Annotated in this window: 19 protein-coding genes; 5 read left to right on the top strand and 14 right to left on the bottom strand. The window is 63.5% G+C overall.

Features of this window, described 5'->3' with window-relative positions; all coding sequences use genetic code 11:
- Nucleotides 1-5: 5 nt before the first annotated feature.
- From CO664_RS11755 to CO664_RS11740, 4 genes are read right to left on the bottom strand one after another with little or no spacing between them, the layout of a single operon-like run.
- Nucleotides 6-1,925 (bottom strand): beta-N-acetylhexosaminidase, encoded by a 1,920-nt coding sequence (locus CO664_RS11755; RefSeq protein ID WP_097538845.1) that lies wholly within the window; start codon nucleotides 1,923-1,925, stop codon nucleotides 6-8.
- Nucleotides 1,926-1,947: 22 nt separating this feature from the next.
- Nucleotides 1,948-2,775 carry an SDR family oxidoreductase gene (locus tag CO664_RS11750; protein WP_097538844.1) on the bottom strand — a complete coding sequence of 276 codons (828 nt, stop codon included), beginning with the start codon at nucleotides 2,773-2,775 and terminating at the stop codon, nucleotides 1,948-1,950.
- Complete coding sequence (locus tag CO664_RS11745) at nucleotides 2,744-3,607, bottom strand: MurR/RpiR family transcriptional regulator (protein ID WP_097538843.1); 864 nt, start codon at nucleotides 3,605-3,607, stop codon at nucleotides 2,744-2,746. The genes CO664_RS11750 and CO664_RS11745 overlap by 32 nt, the downstream gene beginning before the upstream one ends.
- Before the next feature lie 60 nt (nucleotides 3,608-3,667).
- A complete protein-coding gene (locus CO664_RS11740) occupies nucleotides 3,668-4,072 on the bottom strand; it encodes a RidA family protein (protein ID WP_037417130.1) in 405 nt (134 codons plus the stop codon).
- A gap of 113 nt (nucleotides 4,073-4,185) precedes the next feature.
- Here CO664_RS11740 and CO664_RS11735 point away from each other — a divergent pair, with 113 nt between their 5' ends.
- Both CO664_RS11735 and CO664_RS11730 read left to right on the top strand, forming a co-directional pair.
- Nucleotides 4,186-4,674 (top strand): hypothetical protein, encoded by a 489-nt coding sequence (locus CO664_RS11735; RefSeq protein WP_037417127.1) that lies wholly within the window; start codon nucleotides 4,186-4,188, stop codon nucleotides 4,672-4,674.
- A 14-nt stretch (nucleotides 4,675-4,688) separates the two neighbouring features.
- Complete coding sequence (locus CO664_RS11730; protein ID WP_097538842.1) at nucleotides 4,689-6,251, top strand: M81 family metallopeptidase; 1,563 nt, start codon at nucleotides 4,689-4,691, stop codon at nucleotides 6,249-6,251.
- Nucleotides 6,252-6,287: 36 nt separating this feature from the next.
- Here CO664_RS11730 and gcvA read toward each other — a convergent pair whose 3' ends face one another.
- The gene (gene gcvA, locus CO664_RS11725; RefSeq protein ID WP_097539181.1) at nucleotides 6,288-7,196 is read right to left on the bottom strand and encodes a transcriptional regulator GcvA; all 909 of its coding nucleotides are present in this window, start codon (nucleotides 7,194-7,196) and stop codon (nucleotides 6,288-6,290) included.
- A gap of 110 nt (nucleotides 7,197-7,306) precedes the next feature.
- Here gcvA and CO664_RS11720 point away from each other — a divergent pair, with 110 nt between their 5' ends.
- The 3 genes from CO664_RS11720 to CO664_RS11710 all read left to right on the top strand — a co-directional run bounded on the left by CO664_RS11720 (nucleotide 7,307) and on the right by CO664_RS11710 (nucleotide 9,821).
- Nucleotides 7,307-7,780 carry a RidA family protein gene (locus tag CO664_RS11720; protein ID WP_037417120.1) on the top strand — a complete coding sequence of 158 codons (474 nt, stop codon included), beginning with the start codon at nucleotides 7,307-7,309 and terminating at the stop codon, nucleotides 7,778-7,780.
- Nucleotides 7,777-8,967 carry an aminotransferase class V-fold PLP-dependent enzyme gene (locus CO664_RS11715; RefSeq protein ID WP_097538841.1) on the top strand — a complete coding sequence of 397 codons (1,191 nt, stop codon included), beginning with the start codon at nucleotides 7,777-7,779 and terminating at the stop codon, nucleotides 8,965-8,967. Before CO664_RS11720 ends, CO664_RS11715 begins: the two co-directional genes overlap by 4 nt.
- Before the next feature lie 74 nt (nucleotides 8,968-9,041).
- Nucleotides 9,042-9,821, top strand: a complete 780-nt coding sequence (locus CO664_RS11710; RefSeq protein WP_097538840.1) for an SDR family oxidoreductase — start codon at nucleotides 9,042-9,044, stop codon at nucleotides 9,819-9,821.
- 19 nt (nucleotides 9,822-9,840) lie between these two features.
- Here CO664_RS11710 and CO664_RS11705 read toward each other — a convergent pair whose 3' ends face one another.
- From CO664_RS11705 to CO664_RS11660, 9 genes are all read right to left on the bottom strand, one after another.
- Nucleotides 9,841-10,341, bottom strand: coding sequence for a GNAT family N-acetyltransferase (locus CO664_RS11705; RefSeq protein ID WP_097538839.1), 501 nt, complete (start codon nucleotides 10,339-10,341; stop codon nucleotides 9,841-9,843).
- A 2-nt stretch (nucleotides 10,342-10,343) separates the two neighbouring features.
- On the bottom strand, nucleotides 10,344-11,474 hold the full coding sequence (ugpC, locus tag CO664_RS11700; RefSeq protein WP_037417108.1) for a sn-glycerol-3-phosphate ABC transporter ATP-binding protein UgpC: 1,131 nt from the start codon (nucleotides 11,472-11,474) through the stop codon (nucleotides 10,344-10,346).
- 85 nt (nucleotides 11,475-11,559) lie between these two features.
- Nucleotides 11,560-12,780, bottom strand: coding sequence for an extracellular solute-binding protein (locus tag CO664_RS11695; protein WP_097538838.1), 1,221 nt, complete (start codon nucleotides 12,778-12,780; stop codon nucleotides 11,560-11,562).
- A 28-nt stretch (nucleotides 12,781-12,808) separates the two neighbouring features.
- Nucleotides 12,809-13,666 carry a carbohydrate ABC transporter permease gene (locus tag CO664_RS11690; RefSeq protein ID WP_097538837.1) on the bottom strand — a complete coding sequence of 286 codons (858 nt, stop codon included), beginning with the start codon at nucleotides 13,664-13,666 and terminating at the stop codon, nucleotides 12,809-12,811.
- Nucleotides 13,663-14,547, bottom strand: a complete 885-nt coding sequence (locus tag CO664_RS11685; protein WP_097538836.1) for a sugar ABC transporter permease — start codon at nucleotides 14,545-14,547, stop codon at nucleotides 13,663-13,665. The genes CO664_RS11690 and CO664_RS11685 overlap by 4 nt, the downstream gene beginning before the upstream one ends.
- An 11-nt stretch (nucleotides 14,548-14,558) precedes the next feature.
- Nucleotides 14,559-15,719, bottom strand: a complete 1,161-nt coding sequence (locus tag CO664_RS11680) for a Gfo/Idh/MocA family oxidoreductase (RefSeq protein ID WP_097524593.1) — start codon at nucleotides 15,717-15,719, stop codon at nucleotides 14,559-14,561.
- A 158-nt stretch (nucleotides 15,720-15,877) separates the two neighbouring features.
- Nucleotides 15,878-16,615: an ABC transporter permease gene (locus tag CO664_RS11670; RefSeq protein WP_097538835.1), complete on the bottom strand. Its 738-nt coding sequence runs from the start codon at nucleotides 16,613-16,615 to the stop codon at nucleotides 15,878-15,880.
- Nucleotides 16,615-17,553 carry an ABC transporter ATP-binding protein gene (locus CO664_RS11665; protein WP_097538834.1) on the bottom strand — a complete coding sequence of 313 codons (939 nt, stop codon included), beginning with the start codon at nucleotides 17,551-17,553 and terminating at the stop codon, nucleotides 16,615-16,617. The genes CO664_RS11670 and CO664_RS11665 overlap by 1 nt, the downstream gene beginning before the upstream one ends.
- Nucleotides 17,550-18,752 carry an ABC transporter permease gene (locus CO664_RS11660; protein ID WP_097538833.1) on the bottom strand — a complete coding sequence of 401 codons (1,203 nt, stop codon included), beginning with the start codon at nucleotides 18,750-18,752 and terminating at the stop codon, nucleotides 17,550-17,552. The genes CO664_RS11665 and CO664_RS11660 overlap by 4 nt, the downstream gene beginning before the upstream one ends.
- Nucleotides 18,753-18,795 lie beyond the last annotated feature (43 nt).

Raw genomic sequence — 18,795 nt, 5'->3', positions numbered from 1 at the left:
AAAACTCACAAGATCGGGCTCAGGGGAGCGATCGCCGCAAAGCGCAGCCAGTCCTTCTCAGCCTTTGGCGTCCAGGCCGCCTCGGCGATCGCCGACAGGCGCGGGAAGACGAGCCGGTTGAAATAGCCGCGCGACAGAAAATGCTCCGACCAGATGCAGGCCTGCACGCCCTTCATTCGGCTCTTTAGCTCTTCCGGGAACTCGCCTTCCGCCTCGTAGGCATAGGTATGCGCCGGCGTTGCCGTGCCGGCCCAGCTTGCGCCGGGCTCCTGCCAGGCTTCCGCCTGGGCCATGTCGAGGTAGTAGGCCTGGCCGGGCGTCATGACGACGTCATAGCCCTCGTGCGCCAGTTCGATGCCGACCTTGGGGTTCTCCCACGCCATCAGCAGCGTGTCCTCGGTTCCGACGCCGCCGCCATGGGCGACCTCGTTCCAGCCGACGAGCTTGCGGCCGCGCGCCGTCAGCATCTGCTTCACCTTTTTGAGGAAGAAAGACTGGAGCGCGAAGGTGCCGGAAATGCCCTCCTCTTCCATCAGCCTGCGTGCCAGGGGCGAGGCGAGCCACGAGCCGTTCGCCACCTCGTCGCCGCCGATGTGGAGATAGCGGCTCGGGAAAAGCTCAACCATTTCGTCGAAGACCTTCTCGAGGAATTCGTAGGTGAGCGGGACGGCTGGATTGAGCGCGTTGTTGGGATAGCCCTGGACGGAATGATAGCTCTCCGGCGCCTCCTGGCCATCCGCAAGATCGGGAAGTGCCACGAGCGCCGCAGTGCTGTGGCCGGGGATGTCGATCTCCGGCACCACCTCGACATTGAGACCGGCCGCATGGCCGACAATCGCCTTGACGTCCTCCTGGCTGTAGAAGCCGCCCGAGGGCTCCGCCCCGTTGCCGAGCTGCGGCAGCAGCGGCTCGTCAGGCCCGCGCAGTACGCCGAGGGTCGTCAGGGTCGGAAAAGCCTTAATTTCCAAGCGCCAGGCCTCGTCGTCGGTCAGGTGCCAGTGGAAGATATTGAGCTTGAACCAGGCGAGAATATCGATCAGCCGCAGGACGTCGGCAGTCGGATAGAACTGCCGCGACACGTCGAGATGGCAGCCGCGCCAACCGTAGCGCGGTTGGTCGGCGATCGTACCCGAGGCAGGAAAACGGAATCTGCCGGCATGGCTGCGCGCGGCGTCGAGGAGCTGCGCGAGCGTCGTCAGCCCGTACTGCCGTCCGGCTGCCGCGCTATATTCAAGCCGGATCTCGCGGGGGGAGAAGGTAAGATGGTACGCCTCGGGAGCCAAATCAGCACCCTTTGCGAAGACAATCGGCACCCCTTGCTCCGATGGTGCGAGGCTGAAGGGAGCGTGCCCGGCGGCAAAGAGCCGATGAAACAGCGCCAGCACGTTCGAAACTGCCTCGACATCCTCCGGGCTGCTTCCCGCGGCCGGGTAGAGGACCACGGGAAATTCATCTCCTGCCACGGCGTCGATCTTCGCCGGCCAGGGCTGCAGCGCGAAGGGCAGGTCGAGCCGTCCTTCGGGCAGACGGACCGGCGGCGGTTCGCTCGTGGCACCCTCGAGCCTAAGGTCCGAGACCGCCACCGGCACATGCTTGCCATCGGAGAGCGTCAGATAAGCCGACTTCGCCCCGTCGCTGCAGTGCTTGGCCTGCCGGTGCAGACCGCTGACCACGAAGGTCCAGCTTTCCCCCGGCTGAAGGGTCAGCCCCTCGGGCGGGGCGAATTCATGAAAATTGGCGTTGCGGCGCAGGAAGACGGCGTTCTCGCAGGCAGCCGGATCGATGACGCGAGTGAGCGAGGTGTAGACGAGACGGAAGCCGCTCAGCGCCCTGCCGGAGAGGTTGAAGAGACTTAAGGTGAAGCGACCGTTGGGGCCGCCATCCGGCTGCCAGGCAGATTCGAGGCGATATGAAACCGGCTGCATCAGCATCCTCCAAGGGGATTGGTCAATAATGGCTGGACTGCGAGAAGGTGCGGGCGAGTTCGGCCTGGCCGGCTGTCAGGCCGCAGTCGACCGGCAGGCACACGCCCGATATGGCGCCGGCTTGCGGCCCGGCCAGGAAATCGACGGCATTGGCGACGTCTTCGGGGTTGACGATGCGCTGAAGCGGATACCAGCGCTTGGCCTCCTCGAAGACCTGCGGATTGGCCGCGGCGCGGGCTTCCCAGGCCCGGGTGCGCACCGTGCCCGGCGCCACCGCATTCGAGCGGATGCCGAACTTGCCGTATTCGACGGCGATGAGCCGGGTCAGATGCAGGAGGCCGGCCTTGGCGCAGCTATAGGCCGGATGTCCGAAGACGCCGACACCATTCACCGAGGCGATATTGACGACCGAACCCCTGCTCTCCTTCAGCATGTCCTCGACCGCCCGGAAGCAGAGGAAGGCGGCTTCGAGATTGAGCGCATTGTCCATCCGCCAGATGTCCTGCGTCGTATCCTGCAGGCTGGCGGCGCGCGCCGCGCCGGCATTGTTGACGAGCGTATGGACGACGCCACGCTCCCCCGCGGCTGCGGCCATGGCCGCCACGCTCGCCGCATCCGTCACATCGCAGGCGACGGCGGCGAACCGTTCCTCTACGCCGAGTTCACGCGCGACCTTGGCTCCGGCATCGCCGTCCATATCGGCGAGGAGAACGACGTCGTGTCCATCCGCCAGGCGACGGGCAATGGCCCGGCCGATGTCGCCGGCTGCGCCGGTGACGATCGCTACGGATTTCGGCTTGGGCGGTTGCTCTGCCACATCAGTCTCCGAGAAGCTGGCGATCGTCGCCATCCCTATGCGCGACCAGCTGCTGCTTGATGCGCCTGAGCGTTGCGGTGGCCTGCGGCTGGACACGGTAAGCCACCAGGCTGGCAAGGATGTCGACCAGAGCCACATAGGCGATGCGCGTGGATGTCGGACGGTAGATGTTGTTGCCTTCCGGCAGGTCGACCGGAACGGTGATGTCGGCGGCGCGCGCCACCGGGCTGCCGGTCTGGGTAAGCGCGATGGTCGGCACCTTCGCTTCGCGGGCAAGGCCGAAGGCACGCACCAGCTCGGCGTTGCGACCCGAAAAAGACGAGCCGATGATCACATCGCTCTGCCTGGCGGCTGCCGCGAGCATCAATTGCATGCTGTGGTCGGAGCTCGCGGTGATGCGCAGGCCGAGGCGGAAGAGGCGGTTCTGCAATTCGCCGGCAATCATCGAGGAATTGCCGCCCGACCCGAACGCGTAGATCATTTCCGCGCCGGCTAGCCGGTCGGCCGCCTGTTCGAGGGCTGCAAGGTCGAGCGAACGATGCAGCAGGAACAGCGCGTTCTGCGCCTTGGCGATGATGTCCTGGGCCACATCGCCGGTCTCCTGGCTTTTCGGCTCGGGCTTCAGGTAGCGCATCCCGACATAGGCGGTGCGGGCGAGTTGCACCTTGAAATCGGAAAAGCTGTCGCAGCCCAGCCGCCGGCAGAAGCGCGTCACCGTCGGCGGCGAGACATCCGCCTTCCCCGCAAGCTCAATGATCGATGCGTTGACGGCAAATTCGAAGTCGTTGAGCAGAATGTCGGCGATGCGGCTCTCCGACTGCGAGAGCCGCTCCTTTTCATGCTGCAAGGTTGCGAATATATCCATCCGGACGGCCACTCCTATCTGAGCCGCGGGATGCGGGCGGAAATCCGCACGCACTTTTCCTCATCCCGCGACATATTGGGCGTCCTTGGGCTTATAGGCGACGCAGTCGATCTCCACCTTGCAATCGACCATCATCGAAGACTGCACGCAGGCACGCGCCGGCGGATGAGCTCCAAAATATTCCTGATAGATCTTGTTGAAGCTCCAGAAATCGCGCGGGTCGTCCAGCCAGACGCCGACTCTCACCACGTGCTCGATACCGTAGTCGGCCTCCTTCAAAATGGCCAGCAGATTGCCGATCGCCCGGTGGGTCTGGGCGACGATGTTCCCGTCGACGATCTCGCCATTTTCCATGGCAACCTGCCCGGACACATGGAGCCAGCCGTCTACCTCCACGGCCCGCGCGAAAGGCAGCGATTTTCCGCCCGCCCCGATCTCTTCGGTGCCATAGCGTTTGATGGACATCAGGAGCCTTGTGCAAATTATTTTCGCATTACGTTGACAAATCACCACAGAAAGACAATTTTGGCCAGAGAAAAACGCCAATCATGAAAAGAATTTCAATATGGGGCGAACACATGCGGAATCCCTTCCAGAATCCGTTCCCCGTCAGCGACGCCGCCCGGCGACAGATCTGGGAGATGCTGGTGACGCGGGACATCGACGCTTTCCTTGCCGCCGACTGGTCGCTGGTGGCCGCCGATTTTGTCGAAGAGGGTTTCATCGGCATCGATGGAAAACGGACGGCAAGCCCTGACAATTGGCGGCTGGCGTTTCCGTCGCTTGCCGCCTATCGCGACGAGTGGCTGCGCCAAGCCCTGGATTTTGCCGAGCAGTCCTTCTCGGAGGACGCGCGCACGGCGATTTTCACCACCACGACGCTCGAGGACATCGAGATCAACGGCGATCGGGCGCTCGCCCGAAAGAAGTTCGATGGCGAGATCAGGAAAGCCGACGGCAGCGCCGATGTCCTGAAGTGGCAAACGGTCTATTATTGCAGGCTGCATGAAGGCCGGTGGAAGATCTCTGGCTTCACCGGTTATCTGCCGAATCCGATGGGTGATTGAGGAAGGCGACGGCATTGCGCATTTTTACAGCGGCCCTGGCAACCGAAACGAACACCTTCTCTCCCATCTGCATCGACAGGCGCGCCTTCGAAGCGTCGCTTTATGCGCCTCCTGGCAAGCATCCGGAAACGCCGACGCTCTGCACCGCGCCGATCACCGTGGGCCGCCGCGTGGCGGCGGAGAAGGGCTGGCAGCTGATCGAGGGCACCGCGGCCTGGGCGGACCCCGCCGGGCTGGTCAACCGGCAAACCTATGAGACATTGCGCGACGAGATCCTCGGGCAATTGCGTTCGGCCCTCCCCGTCGACGCCGTGGTGCTCGGGCTGCATGGTGCGATGGTCGCCGACGGCTACGAGGATACGGAGGGCGATCTCCTGACGCGCGTGCGCGAGATCGTCGGGCCGGAGGTGCTCGTCTGCGTCGAGCTCGATCCGCACAGCCATCTTACTGAAAAGCGTGTTGCGGCCGCCGATTTCTTCGTCTTCTTCAAGGAATTTCCGCACACGGATTTCGTCGATCGCGCCGAAGACCTCTGGCGCATTGCCGTCGACACGCTCGAAGGGCGCGTTCGACCGGTCATGTCGGTATTCGACTGCCGGATGATCGACGTCTTTCCGACGTCGCGCGAACCGATGCGCAGCTTCGTCGACAAGCTGATGCGGATCGAGCGGGAGGATCCGGACGTCCTGTCGCTGTCGGTCGTGCACGGCTTCATGGCCGGCGACGTTCCGGAGATGGGCACCAAGACGGTTGTCGTCACCGATGGCCGTCCGGAAAAGGGCCAAGCGCTCGCTCGCGAACTCGGCCTCGAGCTTTTCGAAAGGCGCGGCACCTTCCGCATGCCGGAAATCGACGAAAGGCAGGCGGTCGCCGCGGCGATCGCCGCACCTGCAGGTCCGGTCGTAATCGCCGACATGTGGGACAATCCCGGCGGCGGCACGGCGGGCGATGCGACGGTCGTGCTCGGGGAACTGCTCGCGAACGGTGTGACGGACGCGGCGATCGGCACCATCTGGGATCCGATGGCCGTGCAGATTTGCATGGCGGCGGGCGAAGGCGCCGAAATTCCTTTGCGCTTCGGGGCGAAATCGGCCCCCGGCACGGGCCATCCGATCGACGGCATCGTCAGGGTGGTGCGGCTGGTGCGCAATGCCGAAATGCGCTTCGGCGAGAGCTTCGCCCCCTTCGGCGACGCAGCGCACCTTCAGTATCGCGGTATCGACATCATTCTCAATTCGACTCGCGCCCAAAGCTTCGACCCGAGCCTGTTCTCGGTGATGGGTATCGATCCGAATGCGAAGAAAATCCTGGTGGTCAAATCCACCAACCACTTCTACGCCTCGTTCTCCAAGATCGCGTCGCAGATCCTCTATTGCTCGGCCGGAACGCCCTACCCCAACGATCCGGCGAAAACGCCCTATCGGCGGGCGCGGCGCGATATCTGGCCGATCATAAGCGATCCGCACCGGCGTGAACATCTCGATACGATACGCGACTCCGCAGCCCAAACGCACACGTCCGGCTCCAGTGCAGCCCGCAGTCGGGACTTCCTCTATGGGGATGACGGGCTGCTGTAATGATCGCCGTCGACACGTCAGCCTCCGTGTCGCTTGTTAGCGGAGCGGCGAAGGCGGTGATGCCGCCTCTTCCTTCAGCCAGGAAGCGAAGATTTCTGCGGCGGGGGCCGGTCGGCGACCTTTTGGCGTGACGATCCAGTAGGCGATCCGATCGGACCGGACCGAGTGCGCGAAAGGTTGCACGAGCCGTCCGGCCGAAAGATGGTCGCGCACCATATGCAGGCGCCCGATCGCGACACCTTGCCCATTGAGAGCCGCTTGAAGCACGATGTTGTAGTCGGTCAGCTGAAGTATTCGGCCGCGCCGATAGTCGACACCGGCTTCGCCGCACCAAAGCTGCCAGTCCACGGGCTTGCTGGACTCGAGCAGGGTCTGGGCGAGCAAATCCGCCGGCCTTGCGAAGCGTGATCCATCGCCGTAGAGGCTCGGGCTCAACACGGGGCTCAGCTCTTCGTTCATCAACCGCTCCGCCAACATCCCATCCCACTGCCCGGCACCGAAGCGTATGGCCAGGTCGACATCGCCGGTTTCGAAGGTCGTGAGACCCAATGTCGGCTCGAGGTCCACCTCGATCTCAGGATGCTCGATCATGAACCGGGAAAGACGGGAGACCAGCCAGTTGGCGGCAAAGGAGGGAAGGACGCTGACGCGCACGCGTTGCCTGGCAGCGCGGTAGCGAATCTCGGAAGTCGCGCCGGCGATAATCCCGAAGGCTTCGGTGGTCCTGCCGAGATAGTCCGCCCCCTCGATCGTCAATTCGATGCTCTTGGCTTTGCGGACGAACAGCCGCACGCCGAGCGTCTCCTCGAGCTGCTTGATGTGGTGGCTCACTGCGCTTTGGGTGATCAGCAACTCTTCGCCCGCCTTGCGGAAGCTGAGCAAGCGACCCACCGCTTCGAAGGCCCGCAAGGCCTGCAGCGGCGGCATGGTGCGGGATGTGCGCATGGGCTCTTTCGTCGTGGCATTAGCGTAATCGATCGCACCATAGCGCAGTTTGAATTGGAAGCAATCGAAGGACCGTCGCATTCTCTCGGCATTTCCAAAGGGAGACCGCCATGTCAGCGACCATCGCATCCAAACTTTCTGCCCTCGGCCATCGATTGCCGGGAGCTTCGGCGCCGGCGGCGAATTACGTCTCGACGGCTCGAACCGGCAACCTCCTCACCGTTTCAGGGCAGATCAGCGTGAGGGATGAAGAGGTCCTGACCGGGATCCTCGGCACCGGCGTTTCTGAGGAGGCAGGTCGCATCGCGGCCGAATATGCTGCGATCGGCGTCCTCTCGCAGATTGCGGCGGCAACCGATGGCACGTTGGCGGCGGTCCGGCGTGTCGTTCGGCTCGGCGTCTTCATCGCCTCGACGCCGGCCTTCACGGCGCACTCGCAAGTCGCCAATGGCGCATCGGACCTGTTCGTCGAGGTGTTTGGCGAAGCGGGGCGGCACGCGCGTGCCGCCGTGGGCGTGGCCGCGCTGCCCGCCGGTGCTATGGTCGAGGTCGACGCACTGGTGGAGCTGGGGCCTGCCGCATGAAGGAAGCACTCGACGTGGAGCAGCTTCGTGCGGAGACTCCCGGCTGTGGGGCCGGAATGCATTTCAATCATTCCGGCGCCTCGCTGCCCTCGCAAGCGGTACTTGCGGCGATCTGGGACTACCTGCGCAAGGAAGCGATCGAGGGACCGATGGAAGCGGCGAGTGGAACGAGCGCGCTTCTGGAAGAGGTGCGCGCCGACACGGCCGCACTGATCGGCGCCGATCCGAACGAGATTGCCTTCCTCACCAGTGGGTCGGCCGCCTGGGGCGCGGCTTTCTCGGCCTTGCCGCCGCTTGTCGCCGGTGACCGCATTCTCGTCGGTCGCCAGGAATGGGGCGGCAATCTCGCCACAATGCAAGAGGCCGCGGCGCGGGCCGGAGCGCGGATCGAGACAATTCCCGCCCGTGATGACGGCAGCGTCGACGCCTCGGCGTTGGCATCGATGATCGACGATCGCGTGCGTCTGGTATCGCTCACATGGCTTCCCGCGAATGGCGGCCTCATCAACGACGCGGCGGCCGTGGGCCGCGTGACCAAGGCGGCCGGCATTCCCTATTTCATCGACGCCGCCCAGGCCCTCGGCCAGATCCCGATCGATGTCGCCTCGCTCGGATGCGATGTGTTGAAGGCAACAGGCCGGAAATTCCTCCGGGCGCCGCGCGGCACGGCGATCCTCTATGTCAGACAAGAGTTCCTGCCACGGCTGACGCCGCGCTCTCTCGATGTGCTTTCGGGGCCGATCGTCGATGGGGTCGTCAAATTCCGCAACGACGCACGCCGGTTCGAGGCGGGCGAGATTTCGCCGGCGCTGATTTTCGGGTTGGGCGCTGCCATTCGCCAGGCACGGACCCTCGGCTTCGGAGCGATCCGCGCGCGGATCAGCGGACTCTCCAGCGCGCTGCGCGACAATCTGCGCGGTATTCCGAATGTGACGCTGCGGGATCTGGGAACAGAACTCTCCGGTATCGTCTCCTTTACGGTCAAGGGCGTTCCGGCGGCCGACATTCGTGCGGCACTCGCCGAACGGCAAATCGCGATCGGTGCGAATGGTGTTCCCTATACGCCGCTCGATATGACCGCACGAGGACTGGACCATATCGCCAGGGCGTCGGTAAGCTATCTGAACACGGCGTCGGAGATTGCCTTACTGTCAGAGGCAGTGGCCGACATGGCCAGGCGAGTGTGACGTCGCTCAATATCAGCCGCCAGTTTGTGAACCTGTGAGGGCAAACTGGCCAAAAGTGAAAATCGGAGCATACGATGGATTTGGGTATCAAAGGCAAGCGGGCGTTGGTCTGCGCCGGTTCCAAGGGGCTGGGCCGAGGCGTCGCTGAAAAGCTCGCCGAGGCGGGCGTCATCCTGACGCTCAATGCGCGCGAGCCGAAACAGCTTCGCGAGACGGCGCGCGCCATCGGCAAGGAATATGGCGTGGAGGTCCGGATCGTCGCCGCCGACGTCACCACGGAGGATGGCCGCGAAGCGCTCATGCGGGCGGAGCCGCGTCCGGATATCCTTGTCACCAATGCCGGCGGGCCGCCGCCCGGCGACTGGTCGAGCGTGACCGAAGACAATTGGCTGGAGGCGATCAGGGCCAATATGCTGGCGCCGATCCTGCTGATGAAGGCCTTGATCCCCGGCATGATCGAGCGGAAATGGGGCCGCATCGTCAATATCACCTCGGCCTCGGTGAAATCGCCGATCCCAGAACTCTGTCTCTCCAACGGCGCCCGCACCGGGCTCACCGGCTTCGTTGCCGGCACGGCCCGTCAGGTCGCCCGTCACGGCGTCATCATCAACAACCTGCTGCCCGGTTCGCATGAGACGGAGCGTCTGGAAAAACTGCTTGAAAAATCCGCCAAGGCACGCGGGATTTCGCTCGAAGAGGCTCGCGCCGAGGAATATGCGCAGAATCCGACCGGGCGCATCGGCACGCCGAGCGAGTTCGGCGCCGCCGCGGCATTCCTGTGCAGCCAGTATGCCGGCTATATCGTCGGCCAGAACCTGCTGCTCGACGGCGGCGCGCTCAATTCGACGCTCTGACTGCGCCGGCACTCATTGTTCAATCGACGATCCGCCGGACCATGATGATGTCGTCGACTTCCCGGCCGTTGCGGATGCAGCCGCCGGGAATGCGACCGACCGCTTCGAACCGCTCGCGGCGGTAAAAGGCGATTGCCGCCGCGTTTTCAGCGCTGACCGACAGCTCCAATTGCCGGATGCCTTGATGCCGCGCGTGGTCGGTCACCGCTGCGAGCAGCAGCCCTGCAGCATCGCTGCCGCGCAAGCTCCGATGCACGTAGACCATGACCACGGTGGCGCGATGCGCCATCATGCTGGCGCTCTGCCGCAGCAGGCCCATGATGCCCACCGGTTCGCCGCGGCGGAAGGCGACGAAGACGGGATTGTCGGTCAGCCGCCGGCGCCATTCTTCGTCTGAAAGCTTTTCCCAATCCGCCGCGCTGCTGGCAAAGGAATCGGGCTCGGTGCGCAGCGCCTCGAGGCGGATGCGCCGGAAGGTCCCGACCTCGTCGGGGCCCAGCAGTCGTATCGCCACGGTCACGCTCAGGCCGCCGGATCGAAGAGGGCCAGATCGATGTCGGTCATCTCGACCCGACGCTCGAAGGCAACGCCATTTTCGTCGAACAGGTGGCAGTCGCCGGCGCGGATGCCGGTCGTCACCTGTTCTTCCGCGCGGATGACGGCGGTACCCGGCAGCATGGCGCAATAGTTCTCGCCCTCGCCACCGAGCGAAGCGTAGGCAACCGTGTGTGCTCCGAGGCGCTCGATGACCGACGGGTTGATCACCAGCGTCAGGTCGGCGGAGCCCGTCTGGATGTGCTCCGGCCGCACGCCAAGCGTCAGCGAACGGCCAACCATGCCGCTGCGGGCCGTAACCGGTACGACCGCGGTCTGTCCTCTGTAGTCGATTTCAACGCCGTCCTCGCGCACGCCGATGCAGGTGACCGGCAGAAAATTCATCTTTGGATGGCCGATGAAGCCGGCGACGAAGATGTTGGCCGGTTTGTGATAGAGCTCGAGCGGCGCGCCGGTCTGGGCGATCTCACCGGCATTCAGCACGACGATCCGGTCCGCCATCGTCATCGCCTCGACTTGGTCGTGGGTGACGTAGATCATCGTTGCCTTCAATTGCCGATGCAGTTTCGCGAGCTCGATGCGCATGTCGGCGCGTAGCGCCGCGTCGAGGTTCGAGAGCGGCTCGTCGAAGAGGAAGATCTTCGGCTCGCGCACGATCGCCCGGCCGATCGCCACGCGCTGGCGCTGACCGCCGGAAAGCATGCCCGGTTTCTGCTGCAGTCGCTGGTCGAGATGGAGGATGCGCGCCGCATGCTCGACCTTTGCTTTCAGCTTCTCCTCCGCCATCTTTTCCACGCGCAGCGGAAAGGCAATGTTCTCGAACACGGTCATGTGCGGATAGAGCGCATAGGACTGGAAGACCATCGCGATGCCGCGCTTGACCGGCGGCAGGTCGTTGACCCGCTTGCCATCGATGACGATGTCGCCGGCGGTCGTCTCGTCGAGACCGGCGATCATTCTGAGCAGCGTCGACTTCCCGCAGCCGGAGGGGCCGACGAAGACCACGAATTCGCCGTTCTTCACCTCGAGTTCGACGCTCTTCAGCACCTCGTATGTGCCGTAGAATTTCTGAACCTTGTTGAGATTGAGCTGTCCCAAGTCACTGTCTCCGACCGCCGGCGAAGGCGGCTTATCCGCGAATAGGCGGGACCGCGAGGATTGAGTTCCCGCGGTCCCCTCGGGCTTACTTGTACTGCTCGAGATCGGCAGCAGCCTTTTTCAAGGCATCGGCCGGTTCCGCCTTGCCGGTAACGACCGACTGGACCATCTCGATCATGGTGTTCTGGAACCCTTTGTAGTCCTTGAAGAGCGGCTCGGGTCCACCATAGGCGATCCCGTCGATCAAGGGCTTCCAGGATGCATCGGCCTTGACGAATTCATCGACCTTCGGCGACGGGCGCAGCGGCGTCAGCCCCGCGCCGCCCTGCAGTTCGTACTCGCCCTGCGGACCGGGAGAGGTGATGAACTTCGCGAATTCGATCGCCTTTTCCTCGACGCCCGTATCCTTGAAGATCGCCAGGCTGTCGGTGATCAAGAGCGTGCCTTCGCCCTTGGCCGAGGGGCCGAGCGGCAGCGGCGCAATGCCCCAATTGATCTTCGTTTCCTTCAGGCGCGCGGCGGCGCCGGAGCCGGCCTGGATCATGCCGACCTTGCCGTCGAGGAAGATGGCCCGAATTTCGTTTTGCTCGTAAGCGGTTGCGCCTTCGACGGAATAGGGCGTGATATCCTTGTAGGCCTGCAGCGCCGCCAGCACTTCGGGGCTGTCGATGACGATCTTATCGCCGTCGATCACCTTGCCGTTGTTGGTGTAAACCCAATGCATGAACTGGTGCATCGTGTTGTCGAAGGTTTTCGCCGGCAGACCATAGCCCGGAATACCGGTCTTTTCCTTGATCTGCTTTGCGAAGGCGATCTCGTCCGCCCAGGTCTTCGGCGGCGTCTCCGGGTCGAGACCGGCCTGCTTAAAGAGGTCCTTGTTCCAATAGAGTGCCTTGGTCGAGAAGGCGATCGGCACGCCCCACTGATTGCCCTCGAAGGTTACCGTGTCGACGATGTTGGGGTAGTAGCTCTTCTTCTCTTCCTCGGTCATCGGCACCGGAACGATCAGTTCGTTCTCGGCGAATTCCTTGAGGGTACGGGATCCGACATAGGCCATGCCAACCGGCGTGCCGGCCGCGGCGAGCGTCGTCGCCTTGTCCTGGCACTGCGCCCAGCCGACGACTTCCGGCGTCACCTTCCAGCCGGGGTTCTTGGCTTCCCATTCCTTGATGTATTTCTCGTGGATCGGGTCGATCTTGTCGCCGCAATAGATCCAGCTGATCTCCTGGTCGGCGGCCTGTGCGGCGAGCGCGGTCGATCCGAGCAGGGCAAGCGCAAGAAACCCGGTTTTGTAAGCGATGGTCACTGTAAGACTCCCGTTCTCTGGTGGTTGCTTATTGTTTCACCGCGCCGGCGGTCAGACCGCTGACGAGATAGCGTTGAAGGAAGAAGATGACGATCACCGCCGGCGCGATGCCGACGAAGCTTGCGGCCATCAACTCGTTCCAGACGACTTCCTGGCGGCCGAAATAGGCAAAGAGCCCGACCGGCAACGGCATGTATTCGGTCTTGGAGTTGAAGGTCAGCGCGAAGATGAACTGCTGGGCATAGGAGCCGATGAACGTGGTGATCGCGACCACGGTGATGCCGGGCATGGCGATCGGCAGGATCACGCGGCGAAGCGTATAGAAATGGCTGGCGCCATCGACGAAGGCCGCTTCGTCCAATTCGCGCGGGATGCGCAGCATATAGGTGCGCAGGAGCCAGATCGCCGAGGGAATGAGGAAGGCGACGCCGGGCACGATCATCGCGAAATAGGTGTTGAGCACGCCCATGCTGCGCATCAGACGGAAGAGCGGGATCAGCAGCACGGCGCCCGAAAACATGTTGACCGCCAGGAAGGCGCCGAGCAACGCCCCGTTTCCCCGAAACCTGAAGCGCGCGAAGGCGTAGGCGGCCGGCACGACCAGCGCCAGCACGACCGCCGTGACGATGAAGGACACGAAGAACGAATTGAAGATGTAGTGGGCAAATCCCGGCACGCTTACCCACATGGTCCTATAGGCTTCGAAGGAGCCGTTCTCAGGCCAGAAGCGATAAGGCGAGGAAAACAGCAGGCTGAGCGGTTTCAGCGACACCAGGAAACCTTCGACGAAGGGCGCCAGAATGAAGCTCAGGAAGACGAATATCCCTGCATAGATGCCGACGAGCTCGTACCAGCGGTAGCGGTTGATCATGGCCGGCTGGCTCATCGGCTTTCTCCGGAGGCAAGGCGGTGCGTGACGCGGAAATAGGTGATGCAGAAGATCGACAGGAAGATGCAGATCAGCACCGCACGCGCCGCACCCTCACCGTATTTCTTCGAGCCGATGGCCGTTCGATAGGTGTCGATGATCATCGTCGTCGTGTCGCCGTTCGGGCCGCCTTGCGTCAGGATCCAGATGATGTCGAAGGAGTTGAAGGTGGCGATCAGCGACAGCATCGACATGGTGATCATCGACGGCACAAGCAGCGGCAGGGTGATGCGGCGGAAGCGGTAGAAGCGCCCTGCGCCGTCCGTCCAGGCGGCCTCGTAAAGATCCTGCGGGATCGCCTGCATCGAAGCGAGCATATAGAGGGTCACCAGCGGCACGCCGATCCAGACATCGGTGATGATCGTTGCCCAGAAAGCCGTCGAGCCGTGCGCCAGGAAGGCGACCGGGCCGCTAACCAGCCCCAGGTTCTGCAGCAGGCCGGAGATCATCCCGAACTGGCCGTTATACATCCAGCCCCACATGAAGATGCCGATCGCCATCGGCACGATCCAGGGCGGCATGGTGAGCACCCGGAACAGCGCCCGCCCCGGCACTGCGGCATTCAGCATCACTGCGCCGAAGGTGCCGATGATCATCTTGATCGCCACCGAAAAGGCGGTCCAGACGAAGGTCCGGATGATCACTTCCGCAAAGCTCGCGTTGAAAATCTTGTCGTAATTGGCAGTGCCGACCCATTTGGTGGTCTTCTTGAGCGAGGCATCCGTAAACGACAGAATGAACGTATCGACCAGCGGATATGCGACGATTACCGTCACGTAGAGGACGGCCGGAAGAAGCAGTATCCAGGCGAAAATGACGGTGCTGCGGCGAACACTCATGCCCCTGCCCCTCAGGCCGCACGGGCGTGCAGGGCTTCGTCGAAGCGGTCCCAGAGCGGCCGGAGATCGATGACCTGCCGCTTCATGCGCGCCTCGTCCATGGAGAGCGCCAGGATGCCCGCCTCCAGCGCATCGAGCGGCGAGACCGGCAGCGGTCCGCCGTGCTTGACATGGGCGATGATCTCGGCCGCCATCTGCTCGTCCGCACCATAGTGCTGCGAGAGTGCTGTTTCCGTCGCATATTTCTTCTCGACGACCTTCCTGCCGGAGAGCGCCTCGTGGACGTCGAGATAGCCGCGGATGAAGTCGCCCTCCGCCATGCCGCGCGAACCCATCACGCAGAAGCGGCGGAACTGGTCCGGCACGTTGAGGTTCGTGTGGAAATTCATCGCCACGCCATTGGCGTATTCGATGATCGCAACCTGATAGTCGATGATGTCGCCGTCGCTGTCGAAGACCTTGTCGGAGCCGAGCCAGCCGCTCGGCTTGCGGTGAAACAGTTGCAGGTCGTTGATGCCGTCGCGGGCGGGATCATTGGCTGGGGTGAAACTCTTGCGCCCGCCGAAGCTCGCCACCCGCTCCGGCCGGGCGCCGACGACGCCGTTATAGAGGTCGAGGTCGTGGCAGCATTTCTCGAGCATGAAGCTGCCGGCATAGCGTCCATAGCGGCGCCAGTCGCGCATGAAGAAGGCGCCATGATAGGGTTCGATATGCTCGGCCGCCTCGATCGAAACGATCTCGCCGAGGGTTCCAGCCGCCTGGGCGGCGCGAAGATCGCGGTACATAGGCGCATAACGCAGCACCAGCCCCACCATCAGCCGGTCGTGCCCATGCTTCGCCAGCAGCGCGGCAAGTTCGACGCTCTGCTCTATGGTGCTGACGATCGGCTTTTCGCAGAAGACCTTGAGACCCGCCTCGAGTCCGATGCGGATGTGATCCAGATGCATGTGGTTCGGCGAGCCGATCATCAAGAGGTCGAGTTTTTCGCCGGCAATCAGTTCCTCCGGCTTGGCATAGGCCTTTCCCGCCGAAATGCCCTCTTCCGCAAGCGTCGCGAGGCCGGCGGGGGCGGGGTCGACATAGCCGGCGATCACGAAGCTTTCGTCGATCGCCTTGAAGACATAGCCCAGATATCCGAGACGGAATCCGAGTCCGATTATCCCGACTTTCATGCTGATGCCGTTCCCGTTTCGTAATTTATTTTCGTAGACTGGGATAGAATTTTCATCGCGTCAACAGAAATCCAAACATTCGGAGAAAATGTGAAATTCATTTTCATCGGCCGGCGAACGCCGCTTCCCGTCAGGGCTCCCGAATGGCACGCCTGACGCTATGCATGGGTGCGTCCGGCGAGCGTGCGCTCCAGCGCCTGAAGCAGGTCGTGAATGAGCACGGCGAGCGCCGCAACGATGAGACCGCCCTGCAGGACAAAGGCGAGATTGTTCGACTGCAGGCCGGCAATGATGACCTCGCCGAGGGTCTTGGCGGCAACGGTCGAGCCGATCGTTGCGGTCGCGAGGCTGATCACGACCGCAAGTCGGATGCCGGTGAGGATCACCGGCAGCGCCAGGGGAAGCTCGATCTGAAGAAGCCTTTGGCGTTCGGTCATGCCCGCACCGCGCGCCGCCTCCATCACCGCAGGCGGCAGCGTCGTCAGCCCCGTCAGGGCATTCTCGAAGATCGGCAGCAAGCCATAGAGAAAAAGCGCGATCAGCGTCGGCTTCTCGCCGAAGCCGAAGATCGGAACCGAGAGCGCCAGCACCGCCACGGGTGGGAAAGTCTGGCCGATATTCACGAGGCTGCGCGACAGCGGCAGGAATTCGGCGCCCATCTCCCGCGTCACGAGGATCGCCAGCGACACGGCAACAAGCGTCGCGGCGAAAGTCGCGACGAGCACGGTTCGAAGATGGAGGAGCGTCAGCCAGAAAATGCTGCCCCGATTGTAGACCGCCGGCGCATTCTCCTGCACCAGCGGCTTGAATAGCGGCTCGAACCAGCCGGGCTGCAGCAGGAAGGCCAGCAAGACGAGGAATACCGCCAGCCGCAGGAGCGTCGGGAGCGACGGCATCACCGCGGCCTCGCGGCACGTTTGACCAGGCCGTCGAGGCTGATCTTGCCGAGGATGGAGCCGTTCGCCGCCGCAACCGGCAAGGCAGAGCGCCCGGACCACAGGAGTTCGGAAAGGGCCTCGCGCTGGCTCAAGCCCTCCGGTATCGGCGTGCCCTCCGCCGCACCGGGTTCGACGGCGTCGCCTGCCGTCTCGATGGCCAACAGGCGGAATGGCCTTTCCGTCGCGCCGATCAGTTCCTCGACGAAAGGCGTTGCCGGGCGCACCAGCATCTCGGCCGGCGTTCCGTGCTGCACCACTTCGCCCTTGTCCATGACGGCGATCCGGTCGGCGAGATGGAAGGCCTCCTCCATGTCGTGGGTGACGAGGATGATCGTCGTGCCGAAATGCTTCTGGATGGCGAGCAGGTCGTCCTGCGCCTTGGCCCGGATGATCGGGTCGAGCGCACCGAAGGGTTCGTCCATCAGAAGCAGGTTCGGCTCCGCCGCCAGCGCCCGCGCGACGCCGACGCGCTGCTGCTGGCCTCCGGAGAGCTCGTGCGGATAGCGCGGCCCGAAGAAATCCGGATCGAGCTGGAAGAGGGTCAGCAGTTCTTCCACCTTGGCCTTGATCCGCGTCCTTTCCCAGCCGAGCAGCGTCGGTACGGTGGCGATGTTCTCGGCGACCGTGCGGTGCGGAAAGAGGCCGTGCCCCTGGATCGCATAGCCGATCCGGCGGCGCAGTTCGAATTCCGGCACGAGGCGATTGTCCTCGCCGTCGATCCGGATCATGCCGGAGGTCGGCTCGACCAGACGGTTGACCATCCTGATCAGCGTCGTCTTGCCCGAGCCCGATGTCCCGACGATGACGGTGATCGTATGCGGCATGACGGTGAGCGAAACGTCGCTCACCACCTCGGTTTCGTCGTATCGCTTGGTGACCCGGTCGAATTCGATCATGTGGCCTTGCCCCGGCTGTGTTTCGGACCCGTCACTTCGATCAGGGCGTCGAGGACGATCGCTGCGGCAAAAGCGAGCAGGACGGTCGGCACGGCACCAAGCAGCACGAGATCCATGGCCGTCTGGCCGATGCCCTGGAAGACGAAGACGCCGAAGCCGCCGCCGCCGATCAGGGCGGCGATGGTGGCAAGCCCGATATTCTGGACGAGCACGATGCGGATCCCGGCAAGAATGACCGGAAAGGCCAAGGGAAACTCGACTCGGGCGAGCCGCTGCCCTTCGGTCATGCCGAGCCCGCGAGCGGCATCGTTGGCCGCGCGCGGCACGCCGGCGAGGCCGACGACCGTGTTGGCGACGACCGGCAGCAGCGAATAGAGAAAGAGCGCGACGAAGGCCGGAGCGACGCCGATGCCGCGCACGCCGATTGCATGAGCGCCCGGAACATGCGTCGCAACCCAGCCGAGCGGGGCGATCAGGATGCCGAAAAGGGCGATCGACGGGATCGTCTGGATGGCGTTCAGGACATTCAAGAGCGCCGCCCGCAGCCGATCTACGCGATGGCAGAGAATGCCGAGCGGCAGTCCGACGGCGGTTGCCACGGCGAGCGATCCAAGCGCCAGCGTCAGGTGGCGGCCGGCCTCGGCCCAGAACGTCTCGGCACGACTCGCATATTCCTTGAGGATCGACAGACCATTCCATTGCCCGGTGGCGAGCATTGCGCCGATGAGCGCCAAGGCCCCCGCGAGGAATAGAAGCCGGAGGCCAGGTCCGGGGTTCAACCGCGTCAACGCATCGGCGACCAGAAGCGCAAAGGCAAGGACGAGTATCCAAAAGCCCGAGGCCGGCGAGACGCGGGCATAGGCATTGTCCGCCGGCGTCAGGCTGGCCGCAGCGCTGCCGATGAGAAAGCAGAGTGCGACGAGGGTCGCAAAGGCCGCCGCCATGCGCACGAGAACGGATGTTCTCAGGACCGCAACGATGGCACCGGACATTACAAGAGCAAGAAGTCCGTAGCCGAGCGACGGCGGCAATGCTTCCAGGATCGCCTTTCCCTCCCCCTGGACGATGCGGTTTGCCCGGAATGTCGCGAAGGGGGCAAGAAACGCCCCATAAAGCGCCAGAGCCGCAATGATTACGCCGAGCTTATCGATAATAGTAAGGGGTCTGCGCTCTATTTCCCGGATGACACCGATCGCCATGAATTGATCCGCTCGCCCCATCTTTCGCGGGGGTTTCCGATCC

This window comes from Sinorhizobium sp. NG07B (assembly GCF_002532005.1).
In the GTDB taxonomy this organism is placed as follows: Bacteria; Pseudomonadota; Alphaproteobacteria; order Rhizobiales; family Rhizobiaceae; genus Sinorhizobium; species Sinorhizobium fredii_C.
Note: the sequence above shows the minus strand (reverse complement) of the source record. Positions and strands in the feature narration are given on the sequence as shown.

Bases quoted from the DNA above. Each gene is read 5' to 3' on its own strand.
- CO664_RS11755 (WP_097538845.1), bottom strand. From the start codon at position 1,925: ATGCAGCCGGTTTCATATCGCCTCGAATCTGCCTGGCAGCCGGATGGC.
- CO664_RS11750 (WP_097538844.1), bottom strand. From the start codon at position 2,775: ATGGCGACGATCGCCAGCTTCTCGGAGACTGATGTGGCAGAGCAACCG.
- CO664_RS11745 (WP_097538843.1), bottom strand. From the start codon at position 3,607: ATGGATATATTCGCAACCTTGCAGCATGAAAAGGAGCGGCTCTCGCAG.
- CO664_RS11740 (WP_037417130.1), bottom strand. From the start codon at position 4,072: ATGTCCATCAAACGCTATGGCACCGAAGAGATCGGGGCGGGCGGAAAA.
- CO664_RS11735 (WP_037417127.1), top strand. From the start codon at position 4,186: ATGCGGAATCCCTTCCAGAATCCGTTCCCCGTCAGCGACGCCGCCCGG.
- gcvA (WP_097539181.1), bottom strand. From the start codon at position 7,196: ATGCGCACATCCCGCACCATGCCGCCGCTGCAGGCCTTGCGGGCCTTC.
- CO664_RS11720 (WP_037417120.1), top strand. From the start codon at position 7,307: ATGTCAGCGACCATCGCATCCAAACTTTCTGCCCTCGGCCATCGATTG.
- CO664_RS11715 (WP_097538841.1), top strand. From the start codon at position 7,777: ATGAAGGAAGCACTCGACGTGGAGCAGCTTCGTGCGGAGACTCCCGGC.
- CO664_RS11710 (WP_097538840.1), top strand. From the start codon at position 9,042: ATGGATTTGGGTATCAAAGGCAAGCGGGCGTTGGTCTGCGCCGGTTCC.
- CO664_RS11690 (WP_097538837.1), bottom strand. From the start codon at position 13,666: ATGAGCCAGCCGGCCATGATCAACCGCTACCGCTGGTACGAGCTCGTC.
- CO664_RS11685 (WP_097538836.1), bottom strand. From the start codon at position 14,547: ATGAGTGTTCGCCGCAGCACCGTCATTTTCGCCTGGATACTGCTTCTT.
- CO664_RS11680 (WP_097524593.1), bottom strand. From the start codon at position 15,719: ATGAAAGTCGGGATAATCGGACTCGGATTCCGTCTCGGATATCTGGGC.
- CO664_RS11670 (WP_097538835.1), bottom strand. From the start codon at position 16,615: ATGCCGTCGCTCCCGACGCTCCTGCGGCTGGCGGTATTCCTCGTCTTG.
- CO664_RS11665 (WP_097538834.1), bottom strand. From the start codon at position 17,553: ATGATCGAATTCGACCGGGTCACCAAGCGATACGACGAAACCGAGGTG.
- CO664_RS11660 (WP_097538833.1), bottom strand. From the start codon at position 18,752: ATGGCGATCGGTGTCATCCGGGAAATAGAGCGCAGACCCCTTACTATT.